Below are 15,015 nucleotides of genomic sequence, written 5' to 3'. Positions count from 1 at the left end.
CTCACAGGTCGTCGACGTCGACTCGCAGGGCCAGGGACCGTTCGTAGAGCCGTTCCAGCGGAGCCGGGAACACCGGCTCGGCATCGGCCGGCTTCGCCGGCTCCACCGGCCTGACCGGGAGGTCGGGGCGCAGGCTCAGCCGGGGGCTGGCCGTCACCACGACCGTGTCGCGGCGCATCGCCATCGCCACGAGGAGCCGCTCGTGCAGCGGAAGGTCCGACAGCACCGCGGCCTCCAGGGCGAGGCGCAGGTCCTGCTCGTCGTAGCCGATGCGGTCGATGGCCATGTCGGAGTGCAGGTTGTCCATGAACGGGTAGTACTCGTCCTGCGCCTGGCGGGGGTATCGCCAGACCAGGTCGTCGCACCGCCCGACGTGCTCCAGGCTCATCAGGACGTGGCCCCCGGACAGGCGCTCGGTGAAGAAGCGCTTGCATCCCCGCCGGAGCTCGTCGTCGCGGCTGTGCATGCCCATGAACAGGGCGGCGTCGAGGAAGGGCTCACCGCTCATAGCCGAGCAGCACCTCACGCATCCGGTGCATGGCGCAGGCGAAGGTGCCGGGCCGGCGGGCGAGGGCGACGCGGATGTAGCGCTCGCCCTTCGCCGGGTCGTTCCAGTAGAAGTACGTGCCCGGCAGCACGTAGATCTCGTCCTCCAGCAGCCGCTGCTGCAGCTCGCTCGCGGTGAGGTCCTCCGGCTTGATGCGGAACCACGCGACGCTCGTGTTCACCACGGGCTCGACGTACTCGAGGACCGTGCCCTCGACGGCCTTGACGGCCATCGCCCGGTTGTCGGTGATGACGTCGCGCACCGAGGCGAAGTTGTCCTCGATGGAGTCCTCGACGTACTGGGTGAGGAAGTTGAGGACGAACGGCGAGACGTTCAGCAGGACCGCCGTCTGGATGTTGTAGACCTCCTCCTTGATGTCGTCGCTGACCGTCAGCATCGCGCACTTGGCGTCCTGCACCGGCCAGGTCTTGCCGGTGTCCTCCAGGGCCATGTAGGAGACGCCCGACTCCTCCAGCAGCTTGTAGATGTCGATGCGCCCGATGTTCTCGTCGCACAGCGCGAACGACGCGAAGCACAGGTCGAGCATCAGCAGCTTGCCGTTGTCCTTGCAGTAGCGGATGACCTCGCGGAATCCGTCCAGCCCATACTGCAGAAGGCTGAATCCGGTCGGATTGTTGGGGTCGACCAGATAGAGCGCGTCTGTTTCCAGGGCGCTCAGGTTCTGGTAAATGCGTGCCGGATCGGCGAGTGACTCCTCCGGCAGCGCGGTGAGTTCGACCCGCATGTGCTTGAGCAGGTCGACGAGATTGTCGAAGCACGGCTCGATGAGGCCGACCGACATGTTCCGCTGCATCAGGTACATGGCCGCGACCATTGTGGAGACGCTGGCCGAATACGACAGCCAGGTTTTGCCGGCCGCCGCCGCGGTGGGCTGCTTGTGCAGCCGGAAGAAGGCGTCGATGAATCGCCGCTCGAAATGCGCCTGCTGGTTTTCCTCGGCCTCGTACCACAGGTCGGGGAGACGGGAGACGATCTTGTCCTGGCCGGCGGACTGGCGCTGGTGGGTGTGCGCGTCGGCGAGGTTCCAACGGGTCTTCAGGGCCTGGATCTCGTGCTGGGTGAGGTCGACGAACGCGGTCACGTCCGGGGTTCCGGACGTGCCGGCCATCGTCTCTTCGATTTCCGTGCCGACATTGTTCATGGCCGATCCCTTCACTGGTGCGGAACATGGAGTAGCGCAAGAGTGGTGCGGGAAGAACAGGCGCCGGAGGCGGCGGCTTCGCCGCGAGCTCCTTCTTACGGAGAAGCGGGGAGGAACGTCACTCCCGATTTATCGCCCGTCTTGGGCGATGCGATAGAAAGGTACGTCTCACTTACGGCGGAGTCAACGGTGAGGTGGGAAATGCTTCTTTTCGAATTTCCGCAATGGTCCGGGTTGTGCGTCACCGGACGCTTGCGCTGGGTAATCGGAATATCGCGTCGATTATCCAGGGAATTGGGGGTCGTCCATAAAGAATCTGCGCGCGTCGACGTCCCGGCGCGCGCCGATCGAGAGCCGGTCGCGTGCTCCGCCGGCGGGCCGCACGGGCCCGCCGGCGTCCTGCGTCCCCGGGGAGAGGACGGTCGTGTGCCCGGGAACCGTTCCCGGATGCCCGGGTAAGGGCCTCGGTCAGGCGGCGGCGCGCTTGAGGATGTCCTCGAACACGCTCGGGTCGTCGGAGGAGACGACGGGCCAGCCGATGCCGTACGAGCCGGCCCAGCCCACCTCGATCCCGGGGTTGGCGTGGTCGGTGCCGTCCGGCAGGAACAGGTGCGGGCTGCAGTTCACCCGGTCGGTCGCCGCGATGGCGGCCTGTTCGGACAGCGCCCGGCGCGCCCGGCCGTCGTCGAGCGCGGCCGCCAGGGCGTCCACGTCCACCACTCCGGTGGACGCGGCGGCGTCGAGGATGACCTTACGGTGGCTGATGCACCGAGACTCGGCCCAGAACGCCTTCCGCAGCGCGAGGTCGAGCTGCTCTGACGCCGCGAATCCCTGCTCCTTGGCCGCCTGGACGGCCTCCAGCGCGGGCAGCGTCGTGGACGGGTAGAGCCAGTCCTTCGCCTGCCAGAGCTGCCACCTCGCGCCGGGTTCCAGCGCGGCCATCCGGCCCACCTCGCTGTCGGTCCCCGGCCGCGGGCTGGGCGCGTCGTTGAGCAGTTCCAGGGGGAAGGCCCGGTGGTCGAAGCGGACCCGCTCGGTCAGGCCCAGCCGTTCCCTGGTCGTGTGGAGCCGGTGCACGGCTATGTGTGCGAAGGAGCACCAGATGTCGGAAAAGATGATGATGGTGCCCGGTTCCGGGGTCAGCGTCGTCGTCATCGACGTTCTCCTTGTGTCGTGCCTCGTAGTGCTCAGGCCGCGCCGGCGCTGAGCGTGGCCCCCTCGTGCTTGGCGAGCACGGCCTCCACCAGCACGTCCTCGTCCGGCAGCCACGGGGTCATGGAGGGCACCTCGCGCAGGGTCTGCACGAGTGTCTCGGTGCCCTCCACGACGGTGGCGCCGTGCGAGCTGAGGATGTGCCGGGGGGCGAGCCGGAGCAGGTCGTCCAGCACGATGTCGAACTTGGCCGGGTCGGCCAGTGCGGTCCAGGGGGCGTTGGCCCTGGTGAACAGGGCCATCCCGGCGAGGTAGTCCTTCTCCGGGACGTCCTTGGCGTCCTCCGCCGGGGTCGGCAGGATCGCGCCGAAGCTGTCCGCGCTGAACAGCGAACGCGTGGTGTGGTCGTAGAGGGCGAGGGTCGAGGGGGAGTCGTACGCGGGCGGACGCAGCAGGGAGACGATCCGGCCCCCGAGGTCGAGCGTGCGGCCGGGGTTGACCTGCAGGACGCGGTTGGGGGGCACGTCCCACTCCTCGCCGAGCCGCGCGACGGCCAGGCCGTTCGTGACGACCCTGGCCTGCGGCGCCGCCATGAGGACTTCCTTGAGGTTGCCCGCGTGGTCCCTGTCGTCGTGCGTGAGCACGATCCAGCGCAGGTCTTCCGGGTCGACCAGGGACCACAGGGCCTGTTCGAAGTAGCCGCGGTCGATCGCCATGCCGGTGTCGACGAGGATCGGCTGCGGGCCGCGGATCAGGTAGGCGTTCACCGGCAGCAGACCGGCGCCGGCGATGGGCAGGGACGACGGCAGCGTGGTGACGCCGGGCGTCGCCTCGTAGGGGGTGCGCAGATAGGAGGTCATGGAGGGGGGTCCTTTCCGCGGTGAGCCGGCTCAGGTGAGCTGGACCAGCACCGAGCCGACGATGAGCAGGGCGAGGCCGGACAGGCGCGGCGCCGTGAGCGGGCGCCGGGGCAGCCGCAGGAAGCCGTAGTTGTCGATCACGGCCGAGGCGACCTGCTGGCCGGTCACGGTCAGCGCCACGGTGGTGGCGGCGCCGATCGTGGGGATGAGCGTGAAGGTCGCGGTGACGTACGCCGCGGCGCAGGCGCCGCCCAGCCAGCCCCACCAGGGCATCGTGCGCAGGCCGCCGAGCTGCGGCCGGGGGGTGCGGCGCGTCGCCAGCAGGACGAGCAGCACCACGGCGATGGCGATCGTGGCCACGATGAAGCTGATCATCGCGGTGGTCACCGGCTCGTGGACGTCCTTGCGCAGCGCGGCGTTGACCGCTCCCTGCACTGGCAGGACCGCGCCGGCCACGATGCCCAGCAGGATCCAGCCGCTCTGGCCGAGGCCGCGAGTCCGGCGTACGGCCGTCGCGGTCGCGGCCGGGGCGGTGGCGGTGGCCGTTCCGCCGCGGCCGGGAGCGCCGGACCCGCCGCCGGTCGCCGGTCCCGCCGTGGGCGGCGTCTGCGCCGGGCGCTGTCCGCGGATGATGACCGTGATGCCCGCGAGGACCGCGAGCGCGCCGAGCACGATGCCGACGCTGAGCGGCCTGCGCGCGATGCCGAGCAGCCCGAACAGGTCCAGCCCCAGCGACGCGAACATCTGACCGGTCACGAACAGGCCCGCCGCGGCCAGCGCGCCGAGGCGGGGGAAGAGCAGGATCCCGCTGGTGATGTAGAGCGGGCTGGCCAGGCCGCCGAGCAGGTGCCAGAAGGGCACGCCGGGCGCGAGGCGGATCGCGCCGATGGCGCCGACGGCGGCGGCGAGGAGCGCCAGCAGCGCCGTCGCCACGCCCAGTTGCAGGGTCGAGGCGCCGTATGGCGTCCCCACGGCCTTGTTGAGCTGGAGATTCACCGAGGCTTGCACTGCCAGTAAGCAGCCGACCAGCAGCGCCGAGGCGAGGAACAGGGCATGCATCGCGATCCCTCTTCTAGAGAACCGGATTCCGAGAAGCCGGATCAGAACCGGACATGGTGTCCGGATGAGCGTAAGACAAAGTGGACGCGATGTCCACATAGTTCGGCCGGGGGGCTACGATGGCCTCATGAACAACGGGTTTATGGATCCCGGCGGGAACCGGAGGAACGGCCGCGTTCCGTCGGAGGGGACCATGCCTGCCGGCCGGGAACTGCCCGTGCTCGACCTCGAACCGGGCCGCCCGGCGCCGGTGCGCGAACGGGCGGACGCCGCGCGCAACCGCATGCGCGTGCTGAAGGCGGCCGAACAGCTCTTCGCGACCAGGGACGCGCGACACGTCACCATGGACGAGATCGCCAAGGCGGCGGGGGTGGGGCGGGCCACGCTCTACCGGCGCTATCCGGACCCCGCCTCGATCGCGACGGCGCTCCTGGACGAGCACGAGCGGCAGGTGCAGGGACACATCCTGAACGGCCCGCCGCCGCTGGGCCCGGGGGCCTCACCGGCGGATCGGCTCGCCGCGTTCTACGTCGCGATGATCGATCTGCTGGAGCGTCACCTGCACCTCGTGCTGGGGGCCGAGACGGGCAGCGCGCGGTTCGGCACCGGCGCCTACCGCTTCTGGCGCACCCACGTGCGGATGCTGCTGACCGAGGCGCGGGTGCCGGATCCGGAGGGCAAGGCGGACGCCGTGCTGGCGCCGCTCGCGCCCGAGGTCTACCAGTTCCAGCGGCAGACCCTGGGCCTGTCGCAGGCCCGCGTCACCGAGTCGCTGGTGTGGAACGCCCACCGGCTCGCGGGCGGCGAGGCGTCGCCGGAAGTCTGACGAGCCGTCAGGACGCGCGGGGCGCGGGGACGGCACGCGTCGCCCTCGCCGCCTCCCGATCGGCGCGTCATCGGGGCGACGGGGTGGAGCGCTCGCCCGCGTGCGGGAGGCCGGGCTTTACGGCTCGTGCCGGGGGCAGTAGCCGCCGATCCCGCGCTCCAGCAGGTCGAAGGCGCGCTCGGCGTGCTTTCTGATGTCCGCCCTGATCGGCTCCGCGGCCTCACCGGCCATCTGCCGCATCGCGAAATGGCGGGTGAGCGCGCGGACGACGGCGCACATCTGCGCCGACACCAGCCAGGGGGTCAGGTCGTCGGGGTCGGCGTCGGTCTCGTCGGCGAGCGTCCGGGCCAGCCGCTCCTCGCGGTGGGCGTCGAGCATGCGCACCCGTGACTGCAGCGCCGGGCTCTCCCTGACCCGCATCGCGAACAGGTCGGCGCCCTCGCTCATCCCGTAACGCCAGTCGCCGGCGTCGAGTGCCTCGAAGAAGTCGCGCCGCACCGCCTGGACCGCCGTCTCGCCCGCGCGGCGCTCGCGCACGGCCCGGGCCAGCAGGTCCTCGGTCTCCTCGCTGCGGTCGAGGAACATGTCCTCTTTCGTGCGGAAATAGTTGAAGACGGTGTTGACCGACACGTCGGCCGCTCTGGCGACCTCGGCCACCGTCACGTTGTCGAACCCTCGTTGCAGGAACAGCCCCATCGCGACGTCGGCGATGCGCTGCCGGGTCTCCCGCTTCTTCCGCTCCCGCAGGCCCTCTTCCACCCTCCGATTGTAAGGGTGGACGCAACTTTTAAGTGACTCCAAATTTGGTGTTACCCTAACCGCATGATTCACGCCAGAGGGCTCACCAAGACCTTCGGCCCGGTCGAGGCCGTCCGGGGGATCGATCTCGACGTCTCCCCAGGGGAGATCGTCGGCTTCCTCGGACCGAACGGCGCGGGCAAGACCACCACGCTGCGCATGCTCACCACGCTGCTGCGCCCCACGTCCGGCGCCGCCACCGTCGCGGGCGCCGACCTGTTCGCCGACCCCGCGGCCGTACGCCGCCGCATCGGCTACGTCGCCCAGGGCGGCGCCTTCGCGCCGTTCTCCGCGGTGGGGGAGGAGCTCGTGCTCCAGGCCCGCCTGTACGGCCTGAGCGGGGAGCAGGCCCGCGAACGGGTGACCACCCTGCTCGCCGAGCTGGACCTGCCCGGGGTCGAGGAGCGTACGACGGTCACGATGTCGGGCGGCCAGAAGCGCCGGCTGGACATCGCGATGGGCCTGCTCCACCGGCCCGAGCTGCTCTTCCTCGACGAGCCCACGACGGGGCTCGACCCGCAGAGCCGCGCCAACCTGTGGGACCACGTGCGCCGGCTGCGCGAGCGGGACGGCCTGACGGTCTTCCTCACCACCCACTACCTGGAGGAGGCCGACGCGCTCTGCGACCGGGTCCTGATCATCGACCACGGCCGGATCGTCGCCGCGGGCACCCCGGACGAGCTGAAGTCCGAGCACGGGGCGCGCACGCTCGACGACGTCTTCCTCGCCGTGACCGGCCGCGAGCTGCGCGAGGGGGCCGCCGCGTGACCGCCCTCGCCGCCCTGACCGGGCACTATCTGCGCGTCTCCTTCGGCAACAAGTTCAGCCTGGTCTTCAGCGCCCTGCAGCCGTTCCTCTACCTGGTGTTGTTCGGTCCGCTGTTCCAGCGCAGCGGCGTGGGCTCGTGGGCCGTCCTCGTGCCGGGCCTGCTGGTGCAGCTCGGGCTGACGAGCGCGGGAATGGCGGGCTTCACCATCGTCTTCGACCAGCGGTTCGGCGTGCTCGAACGGCTGCGGGTCACGCCGGTGAGCCGGGTGACGCTGCTGCTCGGCCGGGTGCTGAGGGACAGCGTCGTCCTGCTGGTGCAGGCGGCGACGATCATCGTGGCCGGCTACGCGCTGGGCCTGCGGGCGCCGATCGCGGGGGTGCTGGGGGCGCTGCTGCTGATCACCGTGCTGTCGGTCGGCCTGGCGTCGCTGTCGTACACGGCGGCGCTCACGATACGGCAGGAGCTGTTCGCGCCCGTCATGTCCACCCTGGTGGTCCCGCTGATGCTGCTGTCGGGCGCGCTGCTGCCGATGTCGCTCGCCCCCGCGTGGCTCGACGTGGTGTCGCGGCTCACGCCGTTCCGCTACGCGGTCGAGGGGCTGCGCGCGCTGTTCGCCGGTTCCTACACGTCGCCGGCCCTGGTGTGGGGCGTAGTCGTGTCCCTGGCCTTCGCCGTCCTGGGCGTTACCTTGGGCACCAAGCGTTTCCAAAGGGAAAACGCCTGATCAGGGGTAGGAAAAGGCATTCGAAGTTCATACCGGTTTGCGGGCGCCGCCAGGCACTGAGGCGGTCACAATGGGGGCGTGGCGGACGTCAACTTCACCCTCGTCCAGCTGCGTTACTTCGTAACCGCGGCCGAGCTCGGCAGCATGACCGCGGCCAGCAGGGAACTCATGGTGGCGCAGTCGGCGATCTCGGCCGCGATCGCCCAGGTGGAGCGGGAGCTGGGCGTCCAGCTCCTGATCCGCCACCACGCCCGCGGACTGTCGCTGACCCGCGCGGGCGAGCGCTTCCTCGTCGAGGCCAGGGAGTTCCTGTCCCACGCCGCCGCGCTGGCCCAGTCGGCGCGCGGCCTCGCGGGATCGCTGACCGGCGAGCTCGCCGTCGGCTGCCTGACCACGCTCGCGCCGTTCTACCTGTCCCGGCTGCTGCGCGAGTTCGCCGAGAAGTACCCCGGGGTGCGGGTGAGCGTCGCGGAGGGCGAGATCTCCGCCATGGAGGCGGCGCTGCTCGACGGGAGGTGCGAGGTCGCCCTCGTCTACGCCATCGATCTCGCCCTCGACCTCGACATCCGCACGCTCACCCGGGCCAGGCCGTACGCGCTGCTGCCGCCGGAGCACCCCCTGGCCCAGGCCGAGGCGGTGTCGCTGTCGGACCTCGCGGCCGAGCCGATGATCCTGCTCGACCTGCCCCGCAGCCGCGACTACTTCCGGGCGATCTATCCGACCGAGCCGCGCGTCCGGTTCCGCACGTCGAGCTACGAGACGGCGCGCTCCTTGGTGGCCGGCGGACACGGCTACTCGATACTCAACCAGCGGGCCGAGAGCGACCAGACCTACGACGGCGGCCGGGTCGCCTGCGTCCCGATCAGTGACGACGTGCCCGCGCTCGACGTCGTGCTCGCCTCGGTGCGCGGCGTGCGGCCCACCGCCCGGGCGGTCGCCTTCGCCGAGACCTGCCAGGCGTTCTTCTCCAGGAAGTAGGTCACCCGAGGCCGGCGAGCAGCTCCTCCAGGAACGCGCCGGTCTGCGTGGCAGGCCGGGCGTCCACGCACACCGCGTTCATCACCTGCGTGTACGCCTCGGTGTCCTCGGGCTTGTCGAGGTAGAGGGCGCTGGTGAGCTGCTCCAGGTAGACGACGTCGGGCAGCTCGGGGGCGTCGAAGCGCAGGATCGTGAAGGGCCCCCCGCACGCGGCGTGCCCGCCGTGGTCGAACGGCACGATCTGCAGCGTGATGTTCGGCTGCCGCGTCACCTCGATGAGGTGTTCGAGCTGGGCCCGCATCACCTTCCTGCCGCCGATCGGGCGGCGCAGCGCCCCCTCGTCCATCACGGCCCACAGGGTCGCCGCCTCGGGCCCGGTCAGCCGTTCCTGCCGGCGCATCCGCAGGTCCACGCGCCGGTCGACGTCGTCGGCGGACCGGCCCGCGTTGCTCCGCAGCACGAGGGCCCGGGCGTACTCGGGCGTCTGCAGCAGCGTGGGCACGAACTGCAGCTCGTAGCAGCGGATGACGGACGCCGCCTCCTCCAGCCCGACGTAGAACTCGAACCAGCCCGGCAGCACGTCGCTGTATTTGTGCCACCAGCCGGGGATGTTCGCCTGCCGGGCGAGGTCGAGCAGCACGGCGCGGTCGTCGGGGTCGGTGATGCCATAAAGGGTGAGCAGGTCGGCGACGTCCCGCTCCTTGAAGCCGACGCGGCCGAGCTCGAGCCTGCTGATCTTGGCGTGCGACCCGCGGATGGCGCGGGCCGCCTCTTCCGGAGTGATGCCGCTCTCCCGGCGCAGCCGCCTGAGCTGGGCCCCGAGCAGAAGCCGCAGGGCCGTCGGGCCGCCGCGGGCGGTCCAGACCGGTGCGGGGGCGGCGTTTCCCGCCTGTGCGTTCACGATCGCTCCATCGGCGGCGCTCCCGGAAGAAATCCTGGTGAACCAATCGAGTTGATCATCCTACCGGACCGGGGCGAGGCCGTCTTTTCTGGGGACTTCCACGAAAGTCGGGGACGCGCGACATTTGCACGTGCACGCGTGCTTGCATCCGCAAGGCACAGGGCAAGATACACGACGGCAGGGAAATTCACATCATGTAATGGGTGAGACCTGAGGGATCGGCGATGACAGCAGACCTGGCGGGCCCGGGAGCCGCGACAGCGCCTCCGTGGTTGACCTCGATGTTCGAGCGTGACGACGTCGCCGGCTTGTCCCTGCCCCCGTCTGCGACGTGCACCTTTCACGGGCGCACCACGTCCGCGGCCGCCGCACGTGATTTCACCGCCAGGACGCTGTGCGGCTGGGGATTGCCCGGCCTCGTGCCGGACGTGCAGATCGTGGTGTCGGAGTTGGTGACCAACGCGTTGCGGCACGCTCCGGGCGACCCCGCGGACGCCCCGCCGATCCGGCTGAGGCTGGTGAAGCACCGGTTTCATATCGGCTGCGGTGTGAGCGACGCCAGCGCCCGGGTGCCCGCGGTCTCGCCGTGGAGCGATCTATCGGAGTCGGGCCGGGGGCTGCGTCTGGTCGAGGCGCTGACGGCGGCGTGGGGATGGATCCTCACCCGCGGCGGCGGCAAGGTGGTCTGGGCGCTCTTCGACGCCTCGCCCGCCTCCTGAGCGGCATCCGGCCCCGGAAAGCGGCCGGGCCGCGGCCGGCATCGGATGCCGGCGGCGGCCCGCCAGTCGTCATGGTCCCCGCCGGCCTCGCAGGGCCTGCGGGGACGGATCGGCTCAGCCCTGCTCGGCCTCGCCGGTGACCTGCTCGGCCGCCTCCTCGGGCGACTGCTCCAGGTCCTGGTCGGCCTGGGCCTGCGCGGAGGCCTTGTCGAGCCGCACCCAGCTCGTGATGCTCTCGATCGCGAACAGTACGAGCAGGTACGCCGTGAGGACGGCCGCCACGGGGGTCAGCCATCCGGCGGCGGCGGCCACGCCCAGGACCAGCAGGCGGACCTCCCAGCCCAGCCCGGCCTGGTAGAGCCAGGCGGGGGGCCAGATGCCCTGCCGGGTGCGATAGACGGTGTCGTACGTGTGGTAGCCGATCACGTAGAGCAGCACGAACAGCAGCCACTTGGGCGTGTCCTCGGCCAGCCCGAGCACGATGATCGTCATGAACTCGGCCGCCCGCAGCAGCGGGGGAGTGAGCCAGTCGAAACGGCCCAGGTGGTCGCGTCCGGCGGTGGGCAGGACCAGCACGAGCAGCACGGCCACGGGCACGATCAGGATCGGGCCGTCGGTGAGGGCGCCGGCGACGGTCAGCGCCACGATCGCGATCAGCGCCACCACGGTCGCGGGCACGGGCGGCAGCAGCCGGCCCAGGGAGCCCTTCAGCGCGGTGGCGAGCGGGCCGTCGTCGCGGTAGGCGAGCAGGCGCGCGGTCTGGATGCGGCGGCGCTCCTCGTCCGGGTCGGGGAGCGGCGTGATGACCTGCGGCTGAGTGATCATGCGAGCGACCTCAGGAGACGTCCGGTGAGGGTGTAGGTGGCCGCGACGCCGCCCCAGACGATCAGCGTGAGGAACGTCACCCGGGGGTCGAAGAACGCGGCGGTGATCGCGATCGCGGCGAAACGCTCGCCGATCGGGAACACGATCATCTTGCGGGCCCAGTGGACCGGGCGGAACTTGCCGGCCTTGGTCCAGAGCTTCAGCAGCCCGCGCACGCCGGTGCTCCGGCTCGCCCGGCGCTCCTCCAGCGCCTCCCGCAGCGGCCGGTCGTCGGCGACCGTCAGGTCCAGCGTGGGCAGCGGCACGGGCGCCTTGCGCCGGTTGGCCGCACCGAACGAGAAGTCCAGCAGGTGTTTGACCGACTGGAGGGCCAGCGCGACCAGCGCCAGCGTCCAGACGCCCTCGCCGTCGCCGAACTGCCCGGACACCGTCGCGCCGACCGCGAGGCCGACGAAGACGGCGTACTCCTTGAACCGGTCGAAGGTGGCGTCCAGCCAGGCGCCGAGCACGCCGAACTTGCGCGCGTAGCGGGCGACCTGGCCGTCCACGCAGTCGAAGACGAACGCGAAGTAGATGAGCAGCGCGCCGGCCACCGCCCCCCAGCGGGTGCCGGTGGCGAACGCGCCGGCCGACAGCAGGCCGAGGGCGATCGAGATCAGCGTCACCTGGTTGGGCGTGAGCCCGCGGCGGGCCGCCCAGCGGGCGATGAAGCGCGAGTAGGTGCTGACGAAGAACGTGGTGAAGAAGCCGTCGGCGCCCTTCACGGCGTTGTTCAGCCGGGCCCGGTCCTCGTCGTACTCCGCCATCTCCGCCAGCGCCTCGTCGGCCTCGGCCTGGCTGCGGATGCGGCGGAAGAACAGGTCGCGGCGGCCCCGCCGGCCCACCGACACGCCCCGCCGGACCAGGCCGAGCGTGAGAAGCTCGGTCACGTCGTCCTCGGGACCGAACAGGTGGGCCATGTCCGCGAGCTCGCGGGCGACCTCGGCGAGGGTCTGCAGGTGGCGCTGGTGGAGGTGGAGCGGCCCGAGCAGCACCGCGTTGGGCCGCGTCACGGCGTGGTAGGCGGTGCCGACCGAGACGATCCGGCTGCGGCCGATGCGGGTGCGCATGGGCAGCCCTTCGACGACCGTCTGGCCGATCTCGGGCTCCGCCTCCTCGATGGGGACGAGTTCGGGCTCGGCCGCGTTCTCGTCCTGCTCGTCACCCTCCTCGCGCTGCTCGCGAGCGACCAGCGCGAGCGCGCCGCGCTTGGCCTTGGTGATCTGGTAGATCAGCTCGTCGTGGATCAGCGAGTCCGCCGGCAGGATCAGCAGGTTGTCCTCGGCGCCCTCGACCGCGTCGGCCAGCGCACGCAGGTCGCCCGCGACGTCGGGGCTCTCCACCACCCGGCCGTACGGCCTGCGGTAGGCGGCGGCGTCCCCCGGGCGGGCGATCGTCGTCGGCTCCGGGTCCAGCGCGGCGGCCTGCGCGAGCAGCCTGTCGTACGCGGAGGGGGCCCCGGGCAGCGATTTCAGCGTGATGGCCGCGGACAGGGCGGGCTGACCGCCGAGCGGCGGGGGACTGATCGGGCCGGGCGGGGCGCCCAGCAGGACCACGCGGGTCATGGCAACCTTTCACGCAACGGGGGGAGATCAGGCCCTCAGGCTTGACCGGCGCGGGGAAGTCCGCCGGAAGCCAAAGCTTAGTGACCTTTCGGTTGAACCGATGCACCCCAGGTTTACCGTACGGCCCCTGGATGTACAGCTTGGGACGGGTTCGTCACAGGGCATCGTCGCCGGATCATTACCGAATTTTCACCTTTCATGCCCCTCAAGGGGGCGAATACCCGGCTAGAGGGGCGGGCGCCCACGCCCACCCATACGATGGCGGGGTGAGCCTCTACCGGGACGAGGGCGTCGTGCTGCGCACCCAGAAGCTGGGTGAGGCCGACCGCATCATCACCATCCTCACCCGGCGCACCGGCAAGGTCCGCGGCGTCGCCAAGGGCGTGCGCAGGACCAAGTCGCGCTTCGGCGCGCGGCTGGAGCCGTTCTCCCACGTCGACCTGCAGCTCCACAGCGGCAGGTCGCTCGACGTGATCACCCAGGTCGAGACCCTGCACCCGTACGGCGAGGCGATCGTGGCCGACTACGCCAGATACACCGCGGGGACCGCGATGCTGGAGACGGCCGACCGGCTGACGGTGGGGGAGAAGGAGCCGGCGCTGCGCCAGTTCCTGCTGCTGGTCGGCGGGCTGCGCACGCTCGCCGAAGGCGGTCACGAGGCCCGGCTGGTGCTCGACGCGTTCTTCCTGCGCTCGCTGGCCGTCGCGGGTTACGCCCCCGCTCTGTCGGAGTGCGCGCGGTGCGGGGCGGAGGCCGTGCGCGCCTTCGCGATCGTGGCCGGCGGCGTGGTGTGCGGCGCGTGCCGCCCGGCCGGCGCCGCCGTGCCCGCCGCGGAGACGATCGCGCTGATGATCGCCCTGCTGCGCGGCGACTGGACGGCGGCCGACGCCTCCGAGGCCCGGCACCGCACCGAGTGCAGCGGCCTGGTCGCCGCCTACCTGCAGTGGCACCTGGAGCACGGCATCCGCTCCCTGCGACATGTGGAGAGGGAGTGGCCAGCTCAGGCGACCGCAAGCGAAGCGAGGATCGTCTGAGCGCCCTCACGGGGGTCTGGGGGTCGCCCCCCAGTGTCGACAGTCAGATGACCGCAAGCGAAGCGCGGATCATTTGACCTGGCTCTCGCGGGGGTCCGGGGGTCGTCCCCCGGTGTGACGCTGTCAGGCGACCGCAAGCGAAGCGAGGATCGTCTGAGCGCCCTCACGGGGGTCCGGGGGTCGTTCCGAAACGCACCGAATCCGCACGGGATCCGCACGTCTCGCGAGCCTGAGGACCGGCCCGGACGCAATACCCTCGGTACATGGTCCGTCCTCCCACTCCGCACCCGTCCGGTGTCACCCCGCCTGCCATTCCCCGCGACCTGCTGCCGCGCCACGTGGCGATCGTCATGGACGGCAACGGCCGATGGGCCAAGGCGCGCGGGCTGCCCAGGATCGAGGGGCACAAGATGGGCGAGTCGTCGCTGTTCGACGTCATCGAGGGCGCCATCGAGATCGGCATCCCCTATCTGTCGGCGTACGCCTTCTCCACGGAGAACTGGAGGCGCTCGCCTGACGAGGTGCGCTTCCTCATGGGGTTCAACCGCGACGTCATCCGCCGCCGCCGTGACCAGCTCAACGCGATGGGCGTGCGGGTCCGCTGGGCCGGGCGTCCCGGGCGGCTCTGGAAGAGCGTGATCAAGGAGCTGGAGGACGCCGAGCGGATGACGGTGGGCAACAGCAGGCTGACCCTCCAGTTCTGCGTGAACTACGGCGGTCGTGCCGAGATCGTGGACGCCGCCGTGCGTCTCGCCCGCGACATCGCCGCGGGCAGGGTCAAGGCCGACAAGGTCTCGGAGAAGACCTTCGCCCGCTATCTGGACGAGCCGGAGATCCCCGACGTGGACCTGTTCCTGCGCTCGTCGGGCGAGCAGCGCACGTCCAACTTCCTGCTCTGGCAGTCCGCGTACGCCGAGATGGTCTTCCTCAACCAGCTGTGGCCCGACTTCGACCGGCGCGACCTGTGGCAGGCGTGCGAGATCTACGCCAAGCGCGACCGCAGGTATGGCGGGGCCATCCCGAACGAGTCGGCCGCGAACTCCGGCGTCGCGCGCCA

15 protein-coding genes and 1 pseudogene are annotated in these 15,015 nt (G+C 70.8%); 7 read left to right on the top strand and 9 right to left on the bottom strand.

Going from position 1 to position 15,015, the window contains the following annotated elements; genetic code table 11:
• Position 1 precedes the first annotated feature (1 nt).
• The 5 genes from FLX08_RS33420 to FLX08_RS33400 form a co-directional block, all read right to left on the bottom strand.
• A complete protein-coding gene (locus tag FLX08_RS33420; protein ID WP_142624254.1) occupies positions 2-508 on the bottom strand; it encodes a DUF6190 family protein in 507 nt (168 codons plus the stop codon).
• Positions 498-1,709 (bottom strand): aminotransferase class I/II-fold pyridoxal phosphate-dependent enzyme, encoded by a 1,212-nt coding sequence (locus tag FLX08_RS33415; RefSeq protein ID WP_208761812.1) that lies wholly within the window; start codon positions 1,707-1,709, stop codon positions 498-500. The genes FLX08_RS33420 and FLX08_RS33415 overlap by 11 nt, the downstream gene beginning before the upstream one ends.
• A gap of 468 nt (positions 1,710-2,177) precedes the next feature.
• Positions 2,178-2,864, bottom strand: coding sequence for a DsbA family oxidoreductase (locus tag FLX08_RS33410; protein ID WP_142624253.1), 687 nt, complete (start codon positions 2,862-2,864; stop codon positions 2,178-2,180).
• Positions 2,865-2,896: 32 nt separating this feature from the next.
• Positions 2,897-3,721, bottom strand: coding sequence for an MBL fold metallo-hydrolase (locus tag FLX08_RS33405; RefSeq protein ID WP_142624252.1), 825 nt, complete (start codon positions 3,719-3,721; stop codon positions 2,897-2,899).
• Positions 3,722-3,751: 30 nt separating this feature from the next.
• A complete protein-coding gene (locus tag FLX08_RS33400) occupies positions 3,752-4,780 on the bottom strand; it encodes a DMT family transporter (protein ID WP_142624251.1) in 1,029 nt (342 codons plus the stop codon).
• Between the two features lie 193 nt (positions 4,781-4,973).
• On the opposite strand from FLX08_RS33400, the gene FLX08_RS33395 reads away from it, so the two are divergent.
• Complete coding sequence (locus FLX08_RS33395; RefSeq protein ID WP_142624250.1) at positions 4,974-5,606, top strand: TetR/AcrR family transcriptional regulator; 633 nt, start codon at positions 4,974-4,976, stop codon at positions 5,604-5,606.
• A gap of 117 nt (positions 5,607-5,723) precedes the next feature.
• Here FLX08_RS33395 and FLX08_RS33390 read toward each other — a convergent pair whose 3' ends face one another.
• A complete protein-coding gene (locus tag FLX08_RS33390) occupies positions 5,724-6,365 on the bottom strand; it encodes a TetR/AcrR family transcriptional regulator (protein WP_142624249.1) in 642 nt (213 codons plus the stop codon).
• Positions 6,366-6,428: 63 nt separating this feature from the next.
• Here FLX08_RS33390 and FLX08_RS33385 point away from each other — a divergent pair.
• From FLX08_RS33385 to FLX08_RS33375, 3 genes and pseudogenes are all read left to right on the top strand, one after another.
• Positions 6,429-7,097, top strand: a pseudogene (locus tag FLX08_RS33385) (ABC transporter ATP-binding protein); the annotation flags it as partial.
• A gap of 71 nt (positions 7,098-7,168) precedes the next feature.
• Entirely contained in the window at positions 7,169-7,897 is a 729-nt protein-coding gene (locus FLX08_RS33380; protein WP_142624247.1) for an ABC transporter permease, read from the top strand.
• 78 nt (positions 7,898-7,975) lie between these two features.
• Positions 7,976-8,875, top strand: a complete 900-nt coding sequence (locus FLX08_RS33375; RefSeq protein ID WP_142624246.1) for a LysR substrate-binding domain-containing protein — start codon at positions 7,976-7,978, stop codon at positions 8,873-8,875.
• 1 nt (position 8,876) lies between these two features.
• Here FLX08_RS33375 and FLX08_RS33370 read toward each other — a convergent pair whose 3' ends face one another.
• Positions 8,877-9,776, bottom strand: coding sequence for a helix-turn-helix domain-containing protein (locus FLX08_RS33370; RefSeq protein WP_142624245.1), 900 nt, complete (start codon positions 9,774-9,776; stop codon positions 8,877-8,879).
• 224 nt (positions 9,777-10,000) lie between these two features.
• Here FLX08_RS33370 and FLX08_RS33365 point away from each other — a divergent pair, with 224 nt between their 5' ends.
• Positions 10,001-10,495 carry an ATP-binding protein gene (locus FLX08_RS33365; protein ID WP_142624244.1) on the top strand — a complete coding sequence of 165 codons (495 nt, stop codon included), beginning with the start codon at positions 10,001-10,003 and terminating at the stop codon, positions 10,493-10,495.
• A 114-nt stretch (positions 10,496-10,609) separates the two neighbouring features.
• On the opposite strand, the gene FLX08_RS43125 is transcribed toward FLX08_RS33365, so the two are convergent.
• The gene (locus FLX08_RS43125; protein WP_142624243.1) at positions 10,610-11,320 is read right to left on the bottom strand and encodes a DUF5941 domain-containing protein; all 711 of its coding nucleotides are present in this window, start codon (positions 11,318-11,320) and stop codon (positions 10,610-10,612) included.
• The gene (locus FLX08_RS43120) at positions 11,317-12,924 is read right to left on the bottom strand and encodes a CDP-alcohol phosphatidyltransferase family protein (RefSeq protein ID WP_142624242.1); all 1,608 of its coding nucleotides are present in this window, start codon (positions 12,922-12,924) and stop codon (positions 11,317-11,319) included. Before FLX08_RS43120 ends, FLX08_RS43125 begins: the two co-directional genes overlap by 4 nt.
• Positions 12,925-13,190: 266 nt before the next feature.
• On the opposite strand from FLX08_RS43120, the gene recO reads away from it, so the two are divergent.
• Both recO and FLX08_RS33345 read left to right on the top strand, forming a co-directional pair.
• Entirely contained in the window at positions 13,191-13,958 is a 768-nt protein-coding gene (gene recO / locus FLX08_RS33350; RefSeq protein WP_142624241.1) for a DNA repair protein RecO, read from the top strand.
• Positions 13,959-14,221: 263 nt separating this feature from the next.
• The coding region (locus tag FLX08_RS33345) for an isoprenyl transferase (protein ID WP_142624240.1) at positions 14,222-15,015 on the top strand (794 nt) is incomplete at its 3' end.

Origin of the sequence: Microbispora hainanensis (assembly GCF_006874475.1) — a bacterium.
In the GTDB taxonomy this organism is placed as follows: Bacteria; Actinomycetota; Actinomycetes; order Streptosporangiales; family Streptosporangiaceae; genus Microbispora; species Microbispora hainanensis.
This window is presented reverse-complemented; position numbering and strand designations above follow the sequence as displayed.